The sequence below is a fragment of the Sporosarcina sp. P29 genome (genome assembly GCF_002743265.1).
Taxonomy (GTDB): domain Bacteria; phylum Bacillota; class Bacilli; order Bacillales_A; family Planococcaceae; genus Sporosarcina.
On record NZ_PDYX01000018.1, the window covers coordinates 20987 to 42182 of the forward strand.

The following is a 21196-nucleotide window of genomic DNA, read 5'->3' on the forward strand; positions in this document are numbered from 1 at the left end:
TATTGCAACTTACCAAACAATCTTTGTTACACTTTATTCAAAAAAAGCTTGACGAATCGTTCTATTTTTTAGATTATTAACAATAACATGTTAATATCAGAATCTACTGAAAGGGGTTGGTCCTCGTAATCTTGGGAACGTATACAAACATCACAGAGAAATTGGGGGGATGAAATGGAGAATATCGAGAAGTTCTTGACTACCGCGTCCGATTTAATATGGGGACCACCGTTGCTCATTTTATTAATTGGTACCGGAATTTATTTAACACTGCGTTTAACATTCATTCAATTACGATTACTGCCCTATTCACTGAAACAAGTTTTTTCACGGAAGCATGATAAAAAAGCAGATGGTGACATTTCACAATTCCAGGCTCTAATGACCGCGATGGCCGCCACAGTTGGTGTTGGTAATATCGTCGGAGTTGCATCCGCTGTTGTAGCTGGTGGACCGGGTGCGATTTTCTGGATGTGGCTAGCTGGATTCTTCGGTATGGCTACAAAATACAGTGAGGCAATCCTTGCCGTTAAATACCGCGTTAAAGATTCTAATGGCTTAATGGCCGGTGGACCGATGTACTATCTTGAACATGGTCTGAAGCAAAAGTGGCTTGGTGTACTATTTGCGATATTTGGCGCACTAGCTGCGTTCGGAATCGGTAACGGAACACAATCTAAAGCAGTAGCAGACGTAATGAAAAGCACATTTGAAGTACCCCATTATATTACAGGGATCGCTTTGGTTTTATTCGGCGCACTTGTTATTCTTGGAGGTATCAAATCAATCGGTCGTGTAACGGCATTTTTCGTACCGATCATGGCATTATTCTATTTCATTGCCGGAGCGATCGTTATGGTATTGAACTTTGAACAAGTTCCAGCTGCATTCGGCCTCATCTTCACAGATGCATTCACTGGCCAGGCAGTTGCAGGTGGTGCTATCGGTACAGTGATTCGATTTGGTGTTGCACGTGGACTCTTCTCCAACGAAGCGGGTCTCGGTTCTGCACCAATCGCTGCAGCAGCTGCACGTACAGATATGCCCGGACGTCAGGCTCTTGTTTCGATGACGCAAGTATTATTCGATACGTTGATCATTTGTTCAATTACAGGTGTTACTATTGTTATGAGTAATCAATGGCAAGATAAGTCAATTGACGCGGGTGCTTTGACAGCCCAAGCATTTGGCTCCTTCCTCGGTAATACAGGACCCATTTTAGTCTCTATTGGATTAGTATTCTTTGCCACTTCCACTATTTTAGGATGGAGTTATTACGGCGAGAAATGCTTCCAGTATCTATTCCCTAATCGTGTGGCTGTACTAGCATATCGTGTAGTATTTGTAGCATTTATTTATGTGGGGGCCACTGCATCACTTGATCTAGTATGGATCTTAGCAGATGTATTGAATGGATTAATGGCGATTCCAAACTTAATTGGATTGCTAGGCTTATCCGGAGTAGTTATTATGGAAACTAAACGTTTTAAGAAGAAAATTGACGAAGAACGCGAAGAAGCTCGCAAGTAACACTTCGCAGTGCAGTTGACAGCTTACCGCTTTCATGAAATGATAGATTTCATAAGAGGAAAGGCGGTAAGAATATGGATTTGTCTGCAAAATCACCTGAGAATGTCTCATACATGATTGAAAAGATTAAAGAAAAACTACGCATGGTAAATGTCGATGCGATGAAACCTGAAAACTTTAGTACAGAACAGTATGATGATTTGCACTATATGTACGAAATGGTTATGAAACGTGAAAATATCACACCGAATGAAATGCAAGCAATTGCCACAGAACTTGGTTCTATGCGCAATTAAAAAAGCGACTCCACGTGGAGTCGCTTTTTTTATTGCGCTGTGATCTGCGTGCCATCTTTTAAAACAAGTGGTTGAATGAGCACTTCTACTCTTCGGTTTTTACTGCGATTTTCTATCGTATCATTCGGAACAATCGGCTTATATTCCCCGTATCCTTTCGCACTGAAAAGATTCGGATCGACTTCATTGTCCGCGACAATGATTTTTAGGAACTCTACAGCACGCATAACGCTTAATTCCCAGTTAGATGAATACTCTGCATTGTTGATCGGAATGTCGTCTGTATGACCCGTAATGACCACTTGACGTGGTCTATCAAGTGTCAGCAACTGAGAAATATCATTCGCAAGTTTTTTATACTCAGGATTGATCGTTGATTTCCCGGATTTAAACAGTACACTGTCTCGAATCGTCAACAACAAGCCTTCATTTGTCATTTCAGTATCAAATTGATTTTCTAGTTCATTCACGGCAATATACTCGTCCAAATCATCTTGCGTTTCCCCCAAGGATTGCTGATCTTCCATATAGGAGGAGTTTTCATCTTGCTCCCCTACTGAGTCATCTGGGACTGGGGTAGTGGTTGGCGCGCTCTCACTCATGATTCCACTACCACTTTCAAATATTTCACTAAATACTTTAGAGACTTCTGCAAATCGTCCCTCGTCTACTGAACTAGTAGCAAATAATACGATGAATAATGCCAGTAATAATGTCAGTAGATCGGCGTAAGGTAATAGCCAGGACTCATTAATATGTTCTATTTCATGTTTCTTTTTCTTACGCTTCTTCGCCAACTTTACCAGCTCCTTCGCTGCCATCAATAGCTAGCTTCTTCCGGTCTTCTACAGAAAGATAAGATGCCAATTTTTGTTCGATGACACGCGGTGCTTCCCCTTCCAATACGGAAAGAATTCCTTCGATTACCATGGTCCTCTGGCGGACTTCTTCTTTTGACTTACGTACAAGTTTATTGGAAAACGGATGCCATAAAACGTATCCTGTGAAAATACCAAGCAATGTCGCAATAAATGCAGCAGAAATCGCATGTCCTAACGCATCGATATTATTCATATCTTTCAGTGCGGCAATCAGACCTACAACAGCTCCTAGAACTCCTAGTGTAGGGGCATATGTACCCGCTTGTGAGAAGATGAGTGCTCCGACTGAATGCCGCTCTTGCATAGCCTCAACTTCTTCACTTAATACATCACGAATGTAATCAGCATTCTGTCCGTCAATTGCCAAACTCAATCCATTTTTCAAAAACGGATCATCAATTTCATCTGTTTTTGCTTCCAAAGCTAGTAACCCTTCCCGACGAGCAATATCAGCCCAAGAAGAAAATAGACGAATTAATTCTGCATCGGATGCAAGCTTTTGCTGCGTAAAAATAATTTTAAATAATTTGGGTATCTTTTTTAATTCATTCATCGGAAATGCGATGACTACAGCGGCAATCGTTCCTGCTATGATGATTAGGATCGCAGCCGGGTTAAGTAACGCATCGGGTGTAACTCCTTTAAGTGTCATTCCAATGAGGAGTGCTGCAAATCCTAATACTAAACCTATAATTGTGGACAAATCCATGTATAAAGCCTCCAAATACTGCATTCTTCTTATTATTTCGGTCATTTCATGACGTTGTTTAGGGAATACTGACGACTATTCTTAGGCAGCTACGAGTATTTCATCCTATTTCAATTGCTTTATCGTTGCGAACTGTGATCTTCACTTGTTAGAATTGTCACAATACGTAAAAGGAGATGTCATGATGAATCAATTTCAAGATCAACTTTCTAATTATGCCGACTTAGCCGTTAAGGTGGGTGTAAATATTCAACAGGACCAATATCTATTCATCAGCGCTTCTACAGAAAATACTTCATTTGTTCGATTGATCGTTGAAAAAGCGTATGAAGCAGGTGCACGACAAGTCTTCGTAGACTGGGCTGATGATGTAGTCACACGTCTGCGTTATGAAAAAGCACCAGCGGATTCGTTTTCCGAGTTCCCTACGTGGAAACAGATGGAACGTGAACAGCTAGCTGAAAAAGGTGCCGCTTTCATGTCAATCGTATCGCAAGACCCTGATTTATTAAACGGTATCGAATCTAGTAGAATACGTGATAATCAAAAAGCTGCCAGTACTGCTCTCAGCAAGTTCCGCCAAGCTATGCAGGCAGATAAATTCAGTTGGACAGTCATTGCGGCACCTTCAGCAGCATGGGCAGCTAAAATCTTCCCAGAACTATCTACGGAAGAACAAGTTCCTGCTCTTTGGGATTCTATTATACGTGCTGTAAGGGCTGATCAGCCTGATCCAGTGCAAGCATGGAAAAAGCACAATGAAAACTTGCATGAAAAAGTAGATTATTTGAATGGTAAACATTACCGCAAACTTCAGTATACAGCTCCAGGCACTGACTTAACAATAGAATTACCAGAAAAGCATTTATGGTGTGGAGCTGGTAGTGTCAACCAAGCTGGGCATGAGTTCATGGCGAATATGCCGACCGAAGAAGTCTTTACGGCACCATTAAAAACTGGAGTGAATGGCTCTGTTACTAGCACTAAACCACTTAGCTATGCAGGAACAATCATTGATAACTTCACGATTCAATTTAAAGAAGGTAAAATCACAAACGTTACAGCTGATCAAGGCGAGGAAATACTGAAACAACTTGTCGATACGGATGAAGGCTCACAATTCCTTGGCGAAGTGGCATTAGTACCGCATGACTCACCTATTTCCAATTCAAATGTGTTATTCTATAATACATTGTTCGATGAAAATGCTTCGAATCACTTGGCTATTGGAAGTGCCTATGCATTCTGTCTTGACGGTGGGAAAGAAATGGATTCCGAACAACTTCAAGCTAACGGGTTGAATCAAAGCTTGACACATGTCGACTTCATGATTGGATCTGAAAAGATGGATATTGATGGGATACTTGAAGACGGAACAGTAGAGCCTGTCTTCCGTAATGGCAATTGGGCATTCTAAATTCCGTCACTTTTCATTCAAAGTTTACAGTAGCTCTTAATTTTTTCTTGAAAATCGTGTATAATAGATAAGAGAACATAATACCTTTCAGAAAGAGGGGCTTTCAAATGGCTTTAATGTATACAACAGTTATCGGTTACATGGTTGTTCTTGGACTTGCATCCTTGTTTACGATGCACTTCTTATCTGGATCAATGGACTCAAACGATTCCATTACAGTTGATCCAAAACCAGAAGGCAGAAACTAATTTGCTTTTATTCCAGTCTTAATAGACATGGATTTAATGATTAGAGTTGCCTAACAAGGCGACTCTTTTCTTTTACATACTATAAACAGTACGGGGGAGATCATAACCATGACATCATTATCCGAAATTATGATTTATAACAAAACGTTCGTCGAAGAAAAAAAGTATGAAGAGTTTTCCACTACGAAATTTCCGAATAAACGAATTGTCATCCTAACATGTATGGATACAAGATTAATCGAGCTCCTCCCTAAAGCGATGAATTTGAAAAATGGCGATGCTAAAATCATTAAGAGTGCCGGCGCAATCATCACGTCTCCTTTTGGCGGTTTGATGCGAAGTATTTTAGTGGCAGTTTATGAATTACAAGCTGATGAAATATACGTAGTTGGCCATCATGATTGTGGCATGAGCTCCATCAACACCGATCACATTATAGGCAATATGATTGAGCGCGGTGTAGATCCAAACATGTTTAAAACATTGAAGTACTCCGGAATCGATATGGAGAAATGGTTGCACGGTTTCAGTGATGTAACAGAAAGCGTGAAAAAGAGTGTGGACGCGATCCGTAATCACCCTCTCATCCCAACCGACGTAAATGTACATGGACTTGTTATCGATCCCGGAAACGGCAAGCTGGACATTATTGAAGATGGTTACAAAGTAAAGGAAGTCTCTCAGTAAAATAGCTTTATGAAAAATCGACCTCTTCTATTGAAGGGTCGTTTTTTTGTGTTTTTATGGTGTACTTGTTGAAGTGGCTGTGCGGGGTGATAGAGCGGTTGCAAGTCGACTATGATCGCTTGGACTGAATGTATGATCGGTTATGAGGTGGCATAGAGCGGTTAGCCTTTGTGATAGAGCGGATCAGCATGATCTATGAGCGCTTCACGCGAAACTATGAGCGGCAATGCGTCTGCACTGCCCTACCACTTTCAGGATAACGTAGGTGTGCGGGGTGATAGAGCGTTTAGGAGTCGACTATGATCGCTTGGACTGAATGTATGATCGGTTATGAGGTGGCATAGAGCGGTTATCCCGTGTGATAGAGCGGATCAGCAAGAACTATGAGCGCTTCACGCGAAACTATGAGCGGCAATGTGTCTGCACTGCCCTACCACTTTCAGGATAACGTAGCTGTGCGGGGTGATAGAGCGTTTAGGGGTCGACTATGATCGCTTGGACTGAATGTATGATCGGTTATGAGGTGGCATAGAGCGGTTAGCCTTTGTGATAGAGCGGATCAGCAAGAACTATGAGCGCTTCACGCGAAACTATGAGCGGCAATGTGTCTGCACTGCCCTACCACTTTCAGGATAACGTGGGCGTGCGGGGTGATAGAGCGGTTGCAAGTCGACTATGATCGCTTGGACTGAATGTATGGGCGGTTATGAGGTGGCATAGAGCGGTTATCCCGTGTGATAGAGCGGATCAGCAAGAACTATGAGCGCTTCACGCGAAACTATGAGCGGCAACGAACACATCTGCACTGCGTACTACCGCAATAAAAACGAAAAACCAGCAACTTCTATTCGAAGAGCCGGCTTTTCCATATAGTTATCCACTTTTCCAAAAGGGTCTTACCCTTTCAATAATCCTCTTCCACAATGGCATACATATAATGATCTTCCCACACACCATTAATAAATAGTAATTGGCGTAACAATCCCTCACGCTGGAATTGTGCTTTTTCCAACACTTTGACTGAACCTACATTACGAGGAGATACATATGCTTCTACCCTGTGTAGATTCACTTTTTCAAATGCAAACTGATTAATAAGCGAGACCGCTTCTGTGCCGATGCCTCTTCCTGTTTGCCGCTGATCAATGGAATACCCCACAAAACCACTGGAAAACGGTAACCGTTTGATGCTGTACAATGAAATCTGACCGATGATTAAACTTGTTGCTGAATCAAAAATACCGAAATTATACTCCCGTCGATCACGCATTTGATAGAGAGATTCTCGAATTTTATCTCGTTGCATTGCTACTGTATAATACGTATTATCGTGCCTTGGTTCAAATTCCGTCCAGTACTCCTTATTGGCAATTAGCAGCTGGGTGAATTGATACGCATCATCTTCTGTGAGTATCCGTAGGTAGCACTGCTCCCCTTCGAGTAAAATCATTTGTCCTCATCCTTTTCGAAGCATTCTGTTCTTGCCTTCTACTTTATCCAAACGATATGAATGAAATGGAGATTCAGTACCAGTTACCTGAATTCATTAGTTCTTATTATAGATTTTTTACATCTACAAGACAATAGAACGCCACATTTTCTCATTTGTAAAGGAAAATTCATACTTTTCCCCTCCATCGATCCGTAATCTCTGTATACTGTTGTTCAGGAGGATTTTATCATGCTAAGAATTATTTTGATGGTACTTTCGCTACTCATCATGATTGGAACACATATCGCTGCAAATTTAATTCCACTTAACGGACTGACTACTTGGGAAATTGCTAATCGAGTACCGGTTCTATTCATGCCTGCAGAGTACGTTTTTTCAATTTGGATAGTGCTAGATCTGTTACTTGTCAGTTGGCTATACATGTTTTTCAAAACATCAGTTAGACTTTCTTCATCCGTTGCCAATCTACGTGCAATTTCTTTCTCAGTCAGCTGCTTTTTAAATATCGCATGGCTTTTATTATGGCATTATAGTTATTATTACTGGGCCATCGTCAGCGTAATTGCTTTGTTAATTAGTTTACTCGTGCTGTATTTCAGTTACGCCAAAATAGAGGGAACGAACCGGGAACGACTTCCGATTTCGGCTTACATGGCATGGATCTTCATCGCTGTCATTGCAAATTCTACCTATGCTTTCAAATTTCACGATTGGACAGGATGGGGTTTGAGTGATCCACTATGGACAGTATTGTTCTTAACTCTGACTGCAGCGATCGCTCTACATTTTATGTATCATTACCACGACTCTATGTTTAATTTAATTATCATTTGGTCTTTCATCGGTATTGCAATAAAAAATGGAACTGATGAACTATTTGTTTCAACAGCCGCTTTATTTCTTTCCGCAGTTATCGGTTTTATACTATTTATGGGACAGCGTTTTTCAAAGCCCACACAATTATAACACGGTGCCAATTGGGCAACCGTGTTTTTTTTATGATTATACCGTAAAATAGGGTATAGGTTAGAGTATGGACTATCATGCTAGAGAGTGGAGGTTACGCTATGTCAAATTCAAAATTATTGTCTTCACTTAGTTATTTCAGTGTATTTTTCGCTCCCCTTCTATTGCCGATTATCATTTACTTCGTTGCAGATGAATTCGAAGTTCGCCGCCATGCAAAAAAGGCACTCATTTCACATATCGTCCCTATGGCATTACTAATTGCTGGGTTTATCATCATGTCCTTTTCGATATTTTCCTTTAATGTCGATACCATAACCAATACAAACAGCAATATGATGTTCTGGGGATTCGTTCCTATGCTATTCATCATTCTATATAGTTTATTGTTTGTAAGCGTCTTGATTTGGAATGTGTATCAAGGTGTAAAAGTCTTGAAGTAAGTAATGGAAAGAACAAGCTAATCATTAAAAAAACATCGATAAAGTATGATATAGTAGAATTGAATAAATTGTACGGAAGAAAGGACTTGTGAACATGATTGTGAAAAATGATGAAGAATTAGAGGGGTTACGGGCAATAGGTAAAATTGTTGCGGAAATTCGTGAAACGTTGAAAGATGCTACAGTACCTGGCATCACAACGAAAGAACTTGATAATATGGCAGGTCGTCTGTTCACTGAAAAAGGTGCAGTTTCTGCTCCTATCGACCAGTATGACTTCCCTGGCTATACATGTATCAGCGTCAACCATCAGGTAGCGCATGGCATTCCAGGAAGCTACGAGATCCAAGACGGTGATCTCGTGAATATAGATGTTTCTGGATCAGCTGGCGGCTACTTTGCAGACACTGGGATTTCATTCGTGGCAGGTACACCTGATGAGAAAAAGCAGAAATTATGCGACGTAGCAAAGTCCGCTTTGGACCGCGCGTTATTGAAAGTAAAAGCAGGTTCTAGTCTGAATCAAATCGGTAAAGCTGTAGAGCGTGAAGCAAAAGATAATGGCTTACATGTGATCAAAAACTTAACCGGTCATGGAATCGGTACGGCCCTTCACGAAGAGCCTCAACATGTTCTGAATTATTATGACCCTTGGGATAAAACGTTATTGAAGGATGGTATGGTTCTGGCAGTGGAGCCTTTCATTTCACAAACGGCTGAGCAAGTAGTTGAGTTGGATGACGGTTGGACATTTGTTACGCCCGACAAGTCGCTCGTTGCACAGATTGAGCATACGATAGTCGTGACGAAAGGTCAGCCTATTATTTTGACTCAGCTTGATTGATGATAGAAATGAGTATGTACGGATGTTTTCCGTGCATGCTCATTTTTTATACTTACGAAGCGTTTTGAGATCTAACCTGCTATAGTAAAAGAAAAAACTGAAGGCTACCTCCCTGATAGGAGAGTAGTCTTCAGTCTTTTTGTATTATCGTTTGGAAGATACGTTTTTGGTTATTTCTTTTTCTTAACTTTCGGCTTTGATTTCTTTGGTGCTGCTTTTTTCATGTCGTCGATTGTCTTGGAATTTCCTTCGATCAGTTGTCCATTGTACCAAACTTTTTGGACTGTTTTGATACCCTTGGAAACTTTACGGTAGTCGCGTTCTTCTGGGTAGGATAGAAGTGTGAGGACTTCTCCGTCTGCCCCTGCACGGCCAGTTCTTCCTGATCTATGCACGTATTGTTCGGCTGTATGAGGTACGTCGACATGGATGACGTGCGTTAGTCCTTCGATGTCCAGTCCTCGTGCCGCTAAGTCTGTAGCGATAAGGATGCGAATAGTCCCTTTTCTGAAGTCTTCCAATGTTTTCTGACGGTCGAGTTTTTTCATGTCAGAATAGAGGACTGCGATCGGTGCATCATTGTAGAGTAGTTTTAGTTCTTTCATGCGCAATTGATCCACATTATTCATGAATGTTAGCGCTCGTACTCCTGATAATGCAGAAATCCCTCGAAGTATATCCGTCTTTCTGCGCTCATCTACTTTTACGTATGAATGAACCACTTGACCACTATTTGGAATTTCATCTGAATTGACTTGCAGTCGGATTGGATCTTTCATCAGCTGCTTGGCAACGAGTTCGATTTCATCTGTAATTGTGGCAGACACAACCGCTAACTGACGTTCGGGGTTTGCTGCTTCAATCAAGCTTTTCACCAGTACGCGATATTCGCGCGACAAAAGCTGATCCCCTTCGTCAATGACTAAGTATTGAATATCATACATTTTTAGTTTTCTTTCTCTTACTAGTTCATTTAATCTTCCTGGAGTGCCGACTACGATTGTCGGTTTTTTCTTAAGCTTTTCGACTTGACGTTGCATGTTTGCACCGCCAATTAGTTGAGTTACCGTTACGGAAGTTCCTTCAACCAATTCACGTATCACATTAACGATTTGCATGGATAACTCTTGTGATGGTGTAATAATTAATGCTTGTGTCTTCGGTAGATTGCCGTCGACCATTTGAATCACAGGTAATGCGTAGGCTAGTGTTTTACCTGTCCCTGTTGGTGATTCAGCTACTATGTCTTTACCAGACAACATCTCGGGTATCATTTGAGACTGAATCGGCATAGGCTGTTTAAATTTCCATTTTGTGCGTAAAGATTCATTCAGCTCGTCTAAAAAATTCATTCGGTTCACTCTTTTCTGTAGTTGAGGACTTCAACCGGTTATTTTTTTTGAAGCTTCTTTTTCAACTTCTGAATTTTAGGCACTACTTTCACAAACATATTATAAATGAACGGTTTGTACACTTTATCAATTTCACCGATAAATTCTGTCACTCCGTCTACCTGACAAAAACTGTTTTTAAAATTATATAATCCATCTTGCTCACTGTCGAGTACGAATACTCCACCAAGATCATACTGTTCTGCACCTATTTCCAATCCCCACTTCATCATTTCATAGTTCATTAGATAACTAGGATTTAGATTACGCTTCGTGTTGGAGCTACCCGCATATAAGTAATATAATTTTCCTTTATAGTTAATAGTTACAGCACCAGCTAAATAGTCGTCTTCGTGCTTCGCTATATAAATACGTAAATCATCGAATGCTTCTCGCATTTTAACGAAATAATCATATGAACGAATAGAGATTTGATTTCGAACAGACATTTCTTCATGGATTTCAAAGAATTTCTTTAAATATTCATCACTGCGTGAATAAGATACTTCCACACCTTTACGTGCTGAACTTCGGATTTTACTTCTCGTTCTGCTACGGAACTTAAGCATTAAAGAATCTTCATCTTCGTCCGTCAATTTAACAATCATATTATAGCGAGGCTGGATTAAATCTTCTTTACCCGCGCCTTCGTTGCGTACTATGTAACCTGCATCACGATATAACTTGTCCAATTCATCTGTATAAAGCTGTTCAGGATCCATTTTTAATGCAAAAGCTTTATGTTTTTTCACAAGCACTTCTGCCTCTTGAATCAATTCTTCAACCAGCTTCTGATCATGTAAATCGCAAATAGGTCCACGTGGTGCATATAGTAATGAAAAACCGCCTGGTACCTTACGTATCAATAAGGACATAGCGGCTACAATTTCTCCGTCCCGTTCTACATATACTTGCTCGTTACCCCAGTCATCTTTTACATGCGCCCAATTGGGATCTTGTGTAATCGAACGAAACGGAGAATTTCTCATAAACGTTTCATATCTTTCAACATCTTTTGCATTACTTTTATCTAAAATCGGCACTGCTCGAACACTCCTTACGTTACTATAGCTCCATACAATTTCCGTTTTAAACTTTTGAAAATCTTTAAGAACCGTATAGCCACAGCTCTATTAAGTGTATCCTACTGCATTTTTCAAGTCAAGAATCGAAGGGTATACACCTGCCATTTAACAACGTTGCTTGAATAATAAGTAATAATTTACTAGAAAATGAGACAGGCTATTCCGTTATCAATCGGAATAGCCTATACTATAAACAGGGTAGAAAGGTTCACATAGAAATGCAAAAGGGGGATTACATATTGAAAGGTTCAGTACGCAACAAGTTGATAGCGCTTGCAGCACTAGTTATTTTAATTCCATTAGTAGCTGTTGGTGTCGTCAATTACTTTGTGGCGAAGCAAGAGCTTGAGACTGTTGGGGAAATGGGATTACAGAACGGGACATACGCTGTCCTAGATTTGATCGATGAGCTCAATGTTCAAGTAGAGAACGGTACAATTAGTTTAGAAGATGCCCAAGAACGGGCTAAAGAAAAAATCATGGGACCTATGGCCACAGATGGTACTAGATCTTTAGACAATCCAGCGAAATACGGGGAGAACTTCTACTTTTATGTAGTGGATGAGGAAGGTACTTTGCTAGTACATCCACAGAAAGAAGGAGAAAGTCTCTATGAAACCAAAACAAAAGATGGACGTTACTTCATTCGTGAAGTAATTTCAGAAGCTAAAAACGGAGGCGGTTATGTACAATATGACTGGCCACTACCAAGTAACTTAAATGTAGAAGCACCAAAAATCACGTACGGCTTAGAAGATCCTAATTGGGGATGGATCGTAGTGGCCGGAACCTATTTAGTAGACTTTAATGCTGGAGCAAAAAATGTTTTATGGTACACCTTAATTTCAGTAATTATTTCTATAATTGTAGGCGTTACATTATTTTCGATTTTCTCAGGACGTCTGACATCATACATTAAAAATATCCGCCTCATTACAGCTGAAATTGCGCAAGGTCAATTGTCAGGTGAAGATATTCCAATCCGTTCACGTGATGAGCTTGGCCATTTAGCTGAAAATGTGAATACGATGAAAAATAATCTGAATGAGATGGTCGGTCACACAAGACTTTCTTCAGACCGCATGCGAACATCATCCGAAACATTAAGCGCAATCACGGAAGAAGCAACAGCATCTGCTGACGAGATCCACAGCGCTATTGCTGAGGTATCTTCAGGGGCTGTATTGCAATCAGAAGAAGCAGATGTTGCGATCACAAAAGTGGGGCAATTATCTACACTGATTTCCAATGCAGCAGCGCAATATGAAAACGTTGTGACAGAGATGCGCAGCATGAACGATCTACAAAGTTCTGGTATGCAAAAGGCCGAGAACTTAGAAGAAAACTCTCAGAATTTCAACATCGTCATTAATGATTTACAAGGTAACTTCTCACAACTTGTATCTAGAATGAATGAGATCCAAGCCATCGTCCAAACCATTTCATCCATTTCAGAGCAAACGAACTTACTTGCGTTAAACGCTAGTATTGAAGCTGCTCGTGCAGGGGAACATGGTAAAGGATTCGCTGTAGTAGCCAACGAAGTGCGTCATTTATCTGAAGACACGAACGAGGCAACTACGAGAGTTCGCGACCTCCTCGTGCATATTCGAAAAGATACGACGACTGCTGAAAACCAAATGAAACACACATTAGAATTGACGAGTAATCAAGAAGGCACCATTATGGAAACTAAACATGCTTTCGAACAACTATCCGATTCCATTCTCAACATCACATCACTGTTGAAGACTATGGAAAATGATATGAACAGTATGGATGAAAATCGACAACATGTTGTTCAGGCAATTGATCAAATTGCCGCTGTTGCGACTGAATCCGCAGCAGCTACCGAACAAGTCAATGCATCTATTGATGAACAAAAAGCTGCGATTAGCACGATTATGCATGCTTCCCTCGACCTTCATACAGAAGCGGAGAATATGCACGACTTAGTAGACCGATTCAGCTAATAACTTAATAAGAATAAAATATCCCTGCGCAGATGCGCAGGGATTAGTTTATTCTTCAACAGCGTTTTTATACTTCTTGTAGTAGTTGATTTGACGCATAAGTAAATATAACTTACGTTTCATATGCTTATCTTTATTGTAAAATAAAGGATTTCCGTATTTTCCTGCTTTGATTAAAGATCGAATCTCTTTTTCCATAGGCGGATTATCCACAAATTTTTTCAATACCGCTTTCGGTACGACAGTGAATAGGAAATGGTCATCTAGATATGTTAACGGCTTTTCCTTACCATACACTAAGTCATCGACCAAATACTTCGCCATATTCTCACCGCACTGCGTAATGTAATAACTTGAACGCCCTTGGCGGATATTCACTTCAAACGCTTTGAATTTACCATCGCGTTCGTCGTATTTCAAATCGAAGTTTCCGTAACCGACATAGCCAATTGCTTCAAGGAAGTTAGCTAATTTTGTCATAATTTCTTTATCATACCGCGTAATCAGCGCTGTATAGTTTCCGATCGCTGTCATCGCACGTTCTTGTAATACCACCTGCGCCAATGTGATTAACTGTGCTTTACCGTGCTGATCTGCATAATACACAGCATCCCACATATACGTATCATCACCAGGAATGAAATCTTGGATAATCAGATCTTCTGTATATCCACTAGCCTTTACCATTTGAATAATTCGATTGATTTCCTCATATGTATCGACCTTATAGATCTTCTGCAACCCTTCAAACGGATGGCGGTAGTATTGAACTCCGTCGCTTGGCTTGATGATGACCGGGAACAGCACTTCTTCCGTAAATGGTTCATCGGATAAACATGAATGAAAGTAGGTAGAAGGTGTATCTATCCCATGTTCAGCACATAATTCATAGAAATTCTTCTTAATATACACGGCATTCATAATTTCTTCATTGATATAATTGAACAAGAAATCTTCTTGCAAAGCTTCCCGCTGCTCAATAATCAGACGTACATATAAGTCGTCTGTACCGACAAGCACTAATTTTTGATCAGCTGTCCTATATTTTTTAGCAATTTCACGTAAAAACTGGACGAATATTTCTGGATCATGCAAACCAGGATTTAATTCTTGGATGTCCGTAATCGTACTATAGCTTGTGAATGGCAATGGCTCTCTGCCTACAATTACAGGTTTAATGCCATATTCTTCATGAAACGAAATTGCCATATTATAGGCGTTAATATTAGTTCCGACAATAATCGGGATAAAAGAATGCTTACTCATATATTCCTCCAACAGACGTTTTTCCATTTAGTGTAGTGGCACCGAATTCGTAAGTCAAGAATGGACGGTTCTTCACTAACCATATGTTTTATAAACTTGATCGTGCGTAGTATATAATTCCCAAGGATAAACTCGTGGTGCTTCTGATGTAAATTGTAGCTTTTCCTTTGTTGTCGGATGTTCGAACTCCAACTCGTGTGACCATAACGCAATTTGTTCGCCACGCCTATTGATAGTACCACCGTATTTCTGATCACCATAGAGCGGAAGCCCTTCTGTTGCCATTTGTACTCGAATCTGGTGTGATCGTCCTGTATGTAGACGTACACTTACTAAGCTTTGATCAATTTTACTATCAAGTACTTGATAATCCAAACTAGCCATCTTCCCCTCCGGATGGTTCGGCTTCACGCTGTACACTTGATTTTTTTGACGATTCTTGTATAAATAATGCTGAAGAGTAGATTGTTTTTTCCGAGGCACACCACGGAGAACCGCTAAATATCTCCGTTCGATGATGCCGCGCCGAAGCTGATCGGATAGACGAGATGCCGCCTTGGAAGTTTTAGCAAATACCATTACGCCACCAACGGGACGATCAAGACGATGTACTAAGCCAAGGTATACCTTTCCTGGCTTTTGATAACGTCTCTTAATATCTTGCTTTAAAATAGTTAATACGTCCAAGTCCCCGCTCTCATCTTTTTGCACCGGTACATTGACCGGCTTTTCAACGACTAAGAGATGGTTATCTTCATATAATATAGGAATCTTCATTTTATGGATCCCTCTTTTTTAATTAAATCCAATAACGCCTGACACCCTTCGAGCACCAAGTCGTATGTTTCTTGGAAATCACCAGTGAAATACGGGTCTGGAACGTCTTTTTGATGACTTGTCAAATCCAAAAAACGAAGCACACGTTGATGATTATGATCACCAAATATGTTATGAATATTTCGGATGTTTTCTGCGTCCATTCCGATTATATAATCAAAATCCGCTGCATCTTCCACGTTTAATTGACGTCCCGCCATCCCATCTGCCGAAACGTGATATTCTGCCAGTTTGGCCAAAGTTCCTTCATGGGGCGCTTTCCCGACATGCCAATCACTTGTTCCTGCCGAGTCTACTTTGATGCGCCCTTCCAATCGTTCATCATGAATCATCTTACGAAATACTCCTTCAGCCATAGGTGAGCGACAAATATTCCCGAGACAAACGAATAATACACGTATCATACGACTCTCTCCCTTTACTAGTATATTTCTACTCTAGTATACATCATTCGATAAATTCATTCATTCTATGTATAATAATCAGCGATAATTCCAGTCATACTGAAATTCTTATCTTACACAAGAGAATTAAGTCGTAGTTAATATCTTTTAGTATTTCATGTTATAATAGGACTTAAATATCATTTATCTGGGAATGATACAGGAAAAAGGAGGTCTACGCTATGCAAATTGTTTTTGAAGCAACATGGGAAGCTACTTTATCGGACAAACAAAAACAGGCTTTTATTCTTCAATATGAAACTAAAAAGTCAGTACATGAAGAATTTACAGCTACACCTATACTGTTGAAACGAAAACGCAACGGAGGATTAGTCGCTACTGTATTCTTGCAAAATAATCGTAATGAATTATTATCTATTCGTGAAGCTATAGTATGTGTAGTGAATGAACACAGTGATGTAGTAGCTGAGGAGACTTTTTCATTATCCCTCGATATTCCACCTTTTGCCGCAACACCCTGGTCTTTCATCTTCTTACCTACTTATGTACATTCAATTGAAGAACCTTCTGACGGATGGAAAGTTATCATAAAGTAATATAAAAACAGCCGCTCCATTTATGGAACAGCTGTTTTTTTATGCTAATTCAACGTTATGATGAACTTGTTGTACATCTTCTAAATCATCAAGCGCATCAATCATTTTTTCAAACTGATCCTGAGTTTCTTCATCTAATGAAATCTCGTTCTGAGCAATCATGGATAACTCGGCTACGGTAAAGTCCGTAACACCCGCTTGACGGAATGCCTCTTGTACTTCATGGAAATGGGTAGGGTCAGCGTAAACTACTACTTGCCCATCTTCCTCCTCAATATCATTTACATCAACGTCCGCTTCCATCAATAACTCTAATACTTCATCTTCCGTTTTGCCTTCAACACCGATAATTGCAGCTGGATCAAACATGTAAGCTACAGAACCACTCACTCCCATGTTGCCACCATTTTTACCAAATGCCGCACGCACTTCGGAAACTGTCCGATTGACGTTATTTGTCAAAGCGTCCACGATGACCATAGAGCCATTCGGACCAAATCCTTCATAACGAAGTTCGTCGAAGTTTTCCTCGCCGCCACCTTTCGCCTTTTCGATTGCACGGTCGATGATCGCTTTCGGTATGCTGTAGGTTTTTGCACGCTCGAGTACGAATTTCAGTGCTTGGTTGGACTCAGGACTTGGATCCCCTGATTTTGCTGCTACATATATTTCACGGCCAAACTTTGCATAGATTCTACTTGTGTTCGCATCTTTAGACGCTTTCTTTTCTTTAATGTTATTCCATTTACGGCCCATTGGGTGCACACTCTTTCCTTTAGTTATAATGATTTACTACTACTATTTAGTATACCAATTGCATTTTGACATGAAAAGTAAAAAGAATAATGTTGTGAGATAAATAGAGATGAAATAGTACTGTCGTCCTACGTTTTATTCGCTTGGGGCAACAGTATGTTACCCGATTGTGAAATGCGTTTGACTGGAACACTAGGCGTCTGCGGGTCTTTGGCACTTTTGTTGGGGGGCGTTGCTCGACTGGTTGTTGGATACCGAAGTCATCGAGTGTCTGCTTTCTGGACCCGCGCTGCTGAGCGGTATTTATTTTGGTTGTGGTTCTAAGAATGATAATTAGCGTATCTTACCCAACCTGGAAACGCGGTTGGCGGAAAGACTAGGCGGCTGCGGGTCATTTTCACTTTTGTTGGGGTCGTTGCTCGACTGGTTGTTGGATACCGAAGTCATCGAGTGTCTGCTTTCTGGAATCGCGCAGGCACGTGGGGGATTGCCTACAGCCAGGAGCCAGCTGGCGGTAGTGCTGCCAGTTGTCTCCTGGCCACGGCCTACCCCGCAGTTGTGCCTGCGCTGCTGAGTGGTAGTTATTTTGGTTGTGGTTCTTATAGGAAGAAGATCAGTGATTTGGTGTTACTGATTTTGTACTTTTTAAAAAGAAGTATACGAACTGACCTACACCCAATCCAACGAAGGCGCCTACCACCAGCGCCGAAGTGGGGGCAATGAACTCGCCGCTTATTACGCCCCCTTTACGGAAACGTAATGCAACTAACAAACCGCCATTATTTACACGTATAAAAATTCAATCCCTACTATTCTAATTTGCATTGACTATTTTTAATTGTCTGTTAAACTGTTAATAATATAACAGTTAACGGGGGGATGGAATGATCACATTTGAATCGTTAAAAGATGCACCGGTCTTACCAGAGTTTCCGGCAGACTCCGAGACAAAAGGAGCTTCTGAAGTACTGCAATGGGCTTATGATCACTATGGAGAAAAGCTAGTCTATGCTTGTAGCTTTGGTATCGAAGGAATTGTATTGATCGAACTGATTTCACGCGTGAAACCCGATGCCAAGATTGTATTTTTAGACACCAATTATCATTTTAAAGAGACATATGACACGATAGAAAAAGTGAAGAAGCGTTATCCTCAGCTTCAAATTCATTTGCAACAGCCTGGTTTGACTATTGAAGAACAGACAGATCAATATGGCCTGGATCTCTGGAAAACCAATCCAAACCAATGTTGTGATTTGCGCAAGATTAAACCACTGGAAGAAGCAATTGCCCCTTCCACTGCTTGGATATCAGGATTAAGGCGTGAACAATCTGAATTAAGAAAATCTACCGAGTACTTGAATTTAGATAACCGTTTTAAAAAGATTAAAGTGTGTCCGCTTATTCATTGGACATGGAAAGATGTTTGGCGTTTCGCCCACACCCATGAACTGGATTATAATATACTTCATGATCAAGGATACCCGAGTATTGGGTGCGCAAACTGTACAAAACCAGCATTTACTGAAGAAGACATGCGCTCTGGACGTTGGACTGGTAGCGGCAAGACAGAATGCGGATTGCATACATGATTTTTTTAACCTTAAAACCAAGTATTTCTATATGACTTATTAAAATGAAAAGGATAGGTGTTCAAATAATGACAACAATACAACCACATGGCGGTAATTTAGTTAATTTATACGATCCCGCTCTCTCCATTGAGGGACTGCATAAAACAGTCTCAATTGATGCTACATCAGTAAGTGATTTGGAATTAATAGCAACGGGTGCATACAGCCCGTTAACTGGTTTTTTAACTTCTAAAGATTATCATGCAGTCGTCAATGATATTCGTTTAGCAGATGGTACAATATGGAGTTTACCAATTACACTACCCGTTAAAGACAGTTCGGCTTACTCCGTAGGCGATACGGTTTTACTCGATTATCAAGGCGATATCTACGGTACACTTGAAATTACCGATATCTTCGAACCTGATCAACAAATCGAAGCTGAGAAAGTTTATAAAACAGCTGACCGTGCACACCCAGGTGTTGCGAAGTTACTCGATCGTGGCCATATCTATCTTGGCGGACCGATTAAACTAATCAGACGAATAGAACAGAAAGATTTCGCTGAATTTTATTTCGATCCTTCCGAAACTCGTCAAGCATTTGAAAATAATGGATGGAAGACCATTGTCGGATTCCAAACGCGTAATCCTGTGCATCGTGCACATGAGTATATCCAAAAAACTGCACTTGAGATTGTTGATGCACTTTTGCTCAACCCGCTAGTCGGCGAAACTAAGTCAGACGATATTCCCGCCGATGTCCGGATGGAAAGTTATCAAGTATTACTACGTGACTACTATCCTAAAGATCGTGTGAAGCTGGCTGTCTTCCCTGCTGCCATGCGTTATGCAGGACCACGCGAAGCCATCTTCCATGCACTTGTACGTAAAAATTACGGTTGCACACACTTCATCGTTGGGCGTGACCATGCAGGTGTTGGGGATTATTACGGCACATACGAGGCACAAGAAATCTTCTCGAACTTCACAGCGGAAGAAATCGGCATCACATTACTGTTCTTTGAACATAGCTTCTTCTGTAAAACTTGCGGCAATATGGCAACGCCTAAAACTTGCCCGCACACTAGTGAAAACCATGTAATCCTTTCGGGAACTAAGGTACGTGAGATGTTGAAAAACGGCATCTTGCCTCCACCAGAATTCAGTCGTAAAGAAGTAGTTGATGTACTGATTAATGGTTTACAAGAAAAAGAACTGGCGAAGTGAGGGGAAACGATATGGCAAAGAACATTGTATGGCATGATCAATTAATCTCAAAAGAAGAACAGCGTATAAAAAACAAACATCATAGCGCAGTACTCTACTTCACCGGCCTATCCGGTTCAGGGAAATCTACAATTGCCAATGCAGCCGCGCGCCGATTGCATGATCTTGGTGCTAACACTTATGTACTTGACGGCGATAATGTCCGTCATGGCTTAAATAAGGACCTCGGCTTCTCTGATGAAGCACGTAAAGAAAACATTCGTCGCATTGGCGAAGTTTCGAAATTATTCATAGATAGTGGTCAGCTCGTATTCACCGCATTCATCTCTCCTTTCCAAGAAGATCGAGACAGCGTCAGACGTTTGGTAGAAGAGGATGAATTTGTTGAAGTATATATTAGTTGCCCTCTTGGTGCTTGTGAAGAACGTGATCCAAAGGGATTATATGAAAAAGCACGTGCCGGTGTCATTCCTGAATTCACCGGAATTTCATCACCTTATGAAGTACCAGTAAAACCTGAACTTACATTAAAAACGGATCAATATACTGTGGAAGAGTGTGTCGAGCAATTAATCGACTACTTACGTGATAAAAAATGGATTAATTAAGGA

General features: G+C 40.7%; 22 protein-coding genes. 13 read left to right on the top strand and 9 right to left on the bottom strand.

Annotation, left to right across the window (positions count from 1 at the left end):
- The first annotated feature begins 174 nt into the window (after positions 1–174).
- Positions 175–1530 (top strand): alanine/glycine:cation symporter family protein, encoded by a 1356-nt coding sequence (locus CSV68_RS13205; protein ID WP_099635133.1) that lies wholly within the window; start codon positions 175–177, stop codon positions 1528–1530.
- A 74-nt stretch (positions 1531–1604) separates the two neighbouring features.
- Positions 1605–1826, top strand: coding sequence for a DUF1128 domain-containing protein (locus CSV68_RS13210; RefSeq protein WP_099635134.1), 222 nt, complete (start codon positions 1605–1607; stop codon positions 1824–1826).
- 29 nt (positions 1827–1855) lie between these two features.
- Here CSV68_RS13210 and motB read toward each other — a convergent pair whose 3' ends face one another.
- Positions 1856–2623 carry a flagellar motor protein MotB gene (gene motB / locus CSV68_RS13215; RefSeq protein WP_099635135.1) on the bottom strand — a complete coding sequence of 256 codons (768 nt, stop codon included), beginning with the start codon at positions 2621–2623 and terminating at the stop codon, positions 1856–1858.
- Positions 2607–3416, bottom strand: coding sequence for a flagellar motor stator protein MotA (gene motA, locus CSV68_RS13220; protein WP_099635136.1), 810 nt, complete (start codon positions 3414–3416; stop codon positions 2607–2609). Before motA ends, motB begins: the two co-directional genes overlap by 17 nt.
- A 184-nt stretch (positions 3417–3600) precedes the next feature.
- On the opposite strand from motA, the gene CSV68_RS13225 reads away from it, so the two are divergent.
- The 3 genes from CSV68_RS13225 to CSV68_RS13230 all read left to right on the top strand — a co-directional run bounded on the left by CSV68_RS13225 (position 3601) and on the right by CSV68_RS13230 (position 5768).
- A complete protein-coding gene (locus CSV68_RS13225; protein WP_099635137.1) occupies positions 3601–4833 on the top strand; it encodes an aminopeptidase in 1233 nt (410 codons plus the stop codon).
- Between the two features lie 107 nt (positions 4834–4940).
- Complete coding sequence (locus CSV68_RS17360) at positions 4941–5081, top strand: hypothetical protein (RefSeq protein ID WP_199168577.1); 141 nt, start codon at positions 4941–4943, stop codon at positions 5079–5081.
- A gap of 108 nt (positions 5082–5189) precedes the next feature.
- Positions 5190–5768: a beta-class carbonic anhydrase gene (locus tag CSV68_RS13230; protein ID WP_099635138.1), complete on the top strand. Its 579-nt coding sequence runs from the start codon at positions 5190–5192 to the stop codon at positions 5766–5768.
- 904 nt (positions 5769–6672) lie between these two features.
- Here CSV68_RS13230 and CSV68_RS13235 read toward each other — a convergent pair.
- A complete protein-coding gene (locus CSV68_RS13235) occupies positions 6673–7218 on the bottom strand; it encodes a GNAT family N-acetyltransferase (RefSeq protein ID WP_099635139.1) in 546 nt (181 codons plus the stop codon).
- Positions 7219–7449: 231 nt separating this feature from the next.
- Between CSV68_RS13235 and CSV68_RS13240 the strand changes: the two genes are divergently transcribed.
- The 3 genes from CSV68_RS13240 (at position 7450) to map (ending at position 9474) form a co-directional block, all read left to right on the top strand.
- Complete coding sequence (locus tag CSV68_RS13240) at positions 7450–8187, top strand: hypothetical protein (protein ID WP_099635140.1); 738 nt, start codon at positions 7450–7452, stop codon at positions 8185–8187.
- Positions 8188–8288: 101 nt separating this feature from the next.
- On the top strand, positions 8289–8630 hold the full coding sequence (locus CSV68_RS13245) for a magnetosome magnetite crystal formation protein family (protein ID WP_099635141.1): 342 nt from the start codon (positions 8289–8291) through the stop codon (positions 8628–8630).
- 94 nt (positions 8631–8724) lie between these two features.
- On the top strand, positions 8725–9474 hold the full coding sequence (map, locus tag CSV68_RS13250) for a type I methionyl aminopeptidase (protein WP_099662360.1): 750 nt from the start codon (positions 8725–8727) through the stop codon (positions 9472–9474).
- A gap of 170 nt (positions 9475–9644) precedes the next feature.
- Here map and CSV68_RS13255 read toward each other — a convergent pair whose 3' ends face one another.
- Positions 9645–10826: a DEAD/DEAH box helicase gene (locus tag CSV68_RS13255; RefSeq protein ID WP_099635143.1), complete on the bottom strand. Its 1182-nt coding sequence runs from the start codon at positions 10824–10826 to the stop codon at positions 9645–9647.
- Positions 10827–10864: 38 nt separating this feature from the next.
- Positions 10865–11908, bottom strand: a complete 1044-nt coding sequence (locus CSV68_RS13260) for a lipid II:glycine glycyltransferase FemX (RefSeq protein ID WP_099662361.1) — start codon at positions 11906–11908, stop codon at positions 10865–10867.
- A 281-nt stretch (positions 11909–12189) separates the two neighbouring features.
- Between CSV68_RS13260 and CSV68_RS13265 the strand changes: the two genes are divergently transcribed.
- A complete protein-coding gene (locus tag CSV68_RS13265) occupies positions 12190–13923 on the top strand; it encodes a methyl-accepting chemotaxis protein (protein WP_233192923.1) in 1734 nt (577 codons plus the stop codon).
- Positions 13924–13971: 48 nt separating this feature from the next.
- Here the strand turns inward: CSV68_RS13265 and CSV68_RS13270 are convergent, their stop codons facing one another.
- The 3 genes from CSV68_RS13270 to CSV68_RS13280 form a co-directional block, all read right to left on the bottom strand.
- Positions 13972–15189: a carboxylate--amine ligase gene (locus CSV68_RS13270; RefSeq protein WP_099635146.1), complete on the bottom strand. Its 1218-nt coding sequence runs from the start codon at positions 15187–15189 to the stop codon at positions 13972–13974.
- Between the two features lie 75 nt (positions 15190–15264).
- The gene (locus tag CSV68_RS13275; protein ID WP_099635147.1) at positions 15265–15966 is read right to left on the bottom strand and encodes an RluA family pseudouridine synthase; all 702 of its coding nucleotides are present in this window, start codon (positions 15964–15966) and stop codon (positions 15265–15267) included.
- Positions 15963–16430, bottom strand: a complete 468-nt coding sequence (locus CSV68_RS13280) for a low molecular weight protein-tyrosine-phosphatase (protein ID WP_099635148.1) — start codon at positions 16428–16430, stop codon at positions 15963–15965. Before CSV68_RS13280 ends, CSV68_RS13275 begins: the two co-directional genes overlap by 4 nt.
- Positions 16431–16651: 221 nt before the next feature.
- Between CSV68_RS13280 and CSV68_RS13285 the strand changes: the two genes are divergently transcribed.
- Positions 16652–17026 (top strand): SLAP domain-containing protein, encoded by a 375-nt coding sequence (locus CSV68_RS13285; RefSeq protein ID WP_099635149.1) that lies wholly within the window; start codon positions 16652–16654, stop codon positions 17024–17026.
- Positions 17027–17065: 39 nt separating this feature from the next.
- Here the strand turns inward: CSV68_RS13285 and CSV68_RS13290 are convergent, their stop codons facing one another.
- Positions 17066–17782, bottom strand: a complete 717-nt coding sequence (locus CSV68_RS13290) for a YebC/PmpR family DNA-binding transcriptional regulator (RefSeq protein ID WP_099635150.1) — start codon at positions 17780–17782, stop codon at positions 17066–17068.
- A gap of 884 nt (positions 17783–18666) precedes the next feature.
- Between CSV68_RS13290 and CSV68_RS13295 the strand changes: the two genes are divergently transcribed.
- From CSV68_RS13295 to cysC, 3 genes are all read left to right on the top strand, one after another.
- Positions 18667–19374, top strand: coding sequence for a phosphoadenylyl-sulfate reductase (locus CSV68_RS13295; protein WP_099662363.1), 708 nt, complete (start codon positions 18667–18669; stop codon positions 19372–19374).
- A gap of 68 nt (positions 19375–19442) precedes the next feature.
- Complete coding sequence (gene sat, locus CSV68_RS13300) at positions 19443–20585, top strand: sulfate adenylyltransferase (protein WP_099662364.1); 1143 nt, start codon at positions 19443–19445, stop codon at positions 20583–20585.
- Positions 20586–20596: 11 nt separating this feature from the next.
- The gene (gene cysC, locus CSV68_RS13305) at positions 20597–21193 is read left to right on the top strand and encodes an adenylyl-sulfate kinase (RefSeq protein WP_099635154.1); all 597 of its coding nucleotides are present in this window, start codon (positions 20597–20599) and stop codon (positions 21191–21193) included.
- The last annotated feature ends 3 nt before the right edge of the window (positions 21194–21196 follow it).

Excerpts from the sequence above, each read along its gene's own strand:
- CSV68_RS13280 (WP_099635148.1), bottom strand. The coding sequence starts at position 16,430 with ATGATACGTGTATTATTCGTTTGTCTCGGGAATATTTGTCGCTCACCT.
- CSV68_RS13210 (WP_099635134.1), top strand. The coding sequence starts at position 1,605 with ATGGATTTGTCTGCAAAATCACCTGAGAATGTCTCATACATGATTGAA.
- CSV68_RS13275 (WP_099635147.1), bottom strand. The coding sequence starts at position 15,966 with ATGAAGATTCCTATATTATATGAAGATAACCATCTCTTAGTCGTTGAA.
- CSV68_RS13285 (WP_099635149.1), top strand. The coding sequence starts at position 16,652 with ATGCAAATTGTTTTTGAAGCAACATGGGAAGCTACTTTATCGGACAAA.
- CSV68_RS13295 (WP_099662363.1), top strand. The coding sequence starts at position 18,667 with ATGATCACATTTGAATCGTTAAAAGATGCACCGGTCTTACCAGAGTTT.
- map (WP_099662360.1), top strand. The coding sequence starts at position 8,725 with ATGATTGTGAAAAATGATGAAGAATTAGAGGGGTTACGGGCAATAGGT.
- CSV68_RS13205 (WP_099635133.1), top strand. The coding sequence starts at position 175 with ATGGAGAATATCGAGAAGTTCTTGACTACCGCGTCCGATTTAATATGG.
- CSV68_RS13270 (WP_099635146.1), bottom strand. The coding sequence starts at position 15,189 with ATGAGTAAGCATTCTTTTATCCCGATTATTGTCGGAACTAATATTAAC.
- CSV68_RS13290 (WP_099635150.1), bottom strand. The coding sequence starts at position 17,782 with ATGGGCCGTAAATGGAATAACATTAAAGAAAAGAAAGCGTCTAAAGAT.
- CSV68_RS17360 (WP_199168577.1), top strand. The coding sequence starts at position 4,941 with ATGGCTTTAATGTATACAACAGTTATCGGTTACATGGTTGTTCTTGGA.
- CSV68_RS13230 (WP_099635138.1), top strand. The coding sequence starts at position 5,190 with ATGACATCATTATCCGAAATTATGATTTATAACAAAACGTTCGTCGAA.
- motA (WP_099635136.1), bottom strand. The coding sequence starts at position 3,416 with ATGGATTTGTCCACAATTATAGGTTTAGTATTAGGATTTGCAGCACTC.
- CSV68_RS13245 (WP_099635141.1), top strand. The coding sequence starts at position 8,289 with ATGTCAAATTCAAAATTATTGTCTTCACTTAGTTATTTCAGTGTATTT.
- CSV68_RS13240 (WP_099635140.1), top strand. The coding sequence starts at position 7,450 with ATGCTAAGAATTATTTTGATGGTACTTTCGCTACTCATCATGATTGGA.
- CSV68_RS13235 (WP_099635139.1), bottom strand. The coding sequence starts at position 7,218 with ATGATTTTACTCGAAGGGGAGCAGTGCTACCTACGGATACTCACAGAA.
- CSV68_RS13255 (WP_099635143.1), bottom strand. The coding sequence starts at position 10,826 with ATGAATTTTTTAGACGAGCTGAATGAATCTTTACGCACAAAATGGAAA.
- CSV68_RS13225 (WP_099635137.1), top strand. The coding sequence starts at position 3,601 with ATGAATCAATTTCAAGATCAACTTTCTAATTATGCCGACTTAGCCGTT.
- cysC (WP_099635154.1), top strand. The coding sequence starts at position 20,597 with ATGGCAAAGAACATTGTATGGCATGATCAATTAATCTCAAAAGAAGAA.
- sat (WP_099662364.1), top strand. The coding sequence starts at position 19,443 with ATGACAACAATACAACCACATGGCGGTAATTTAGTTAATTTATACGAT.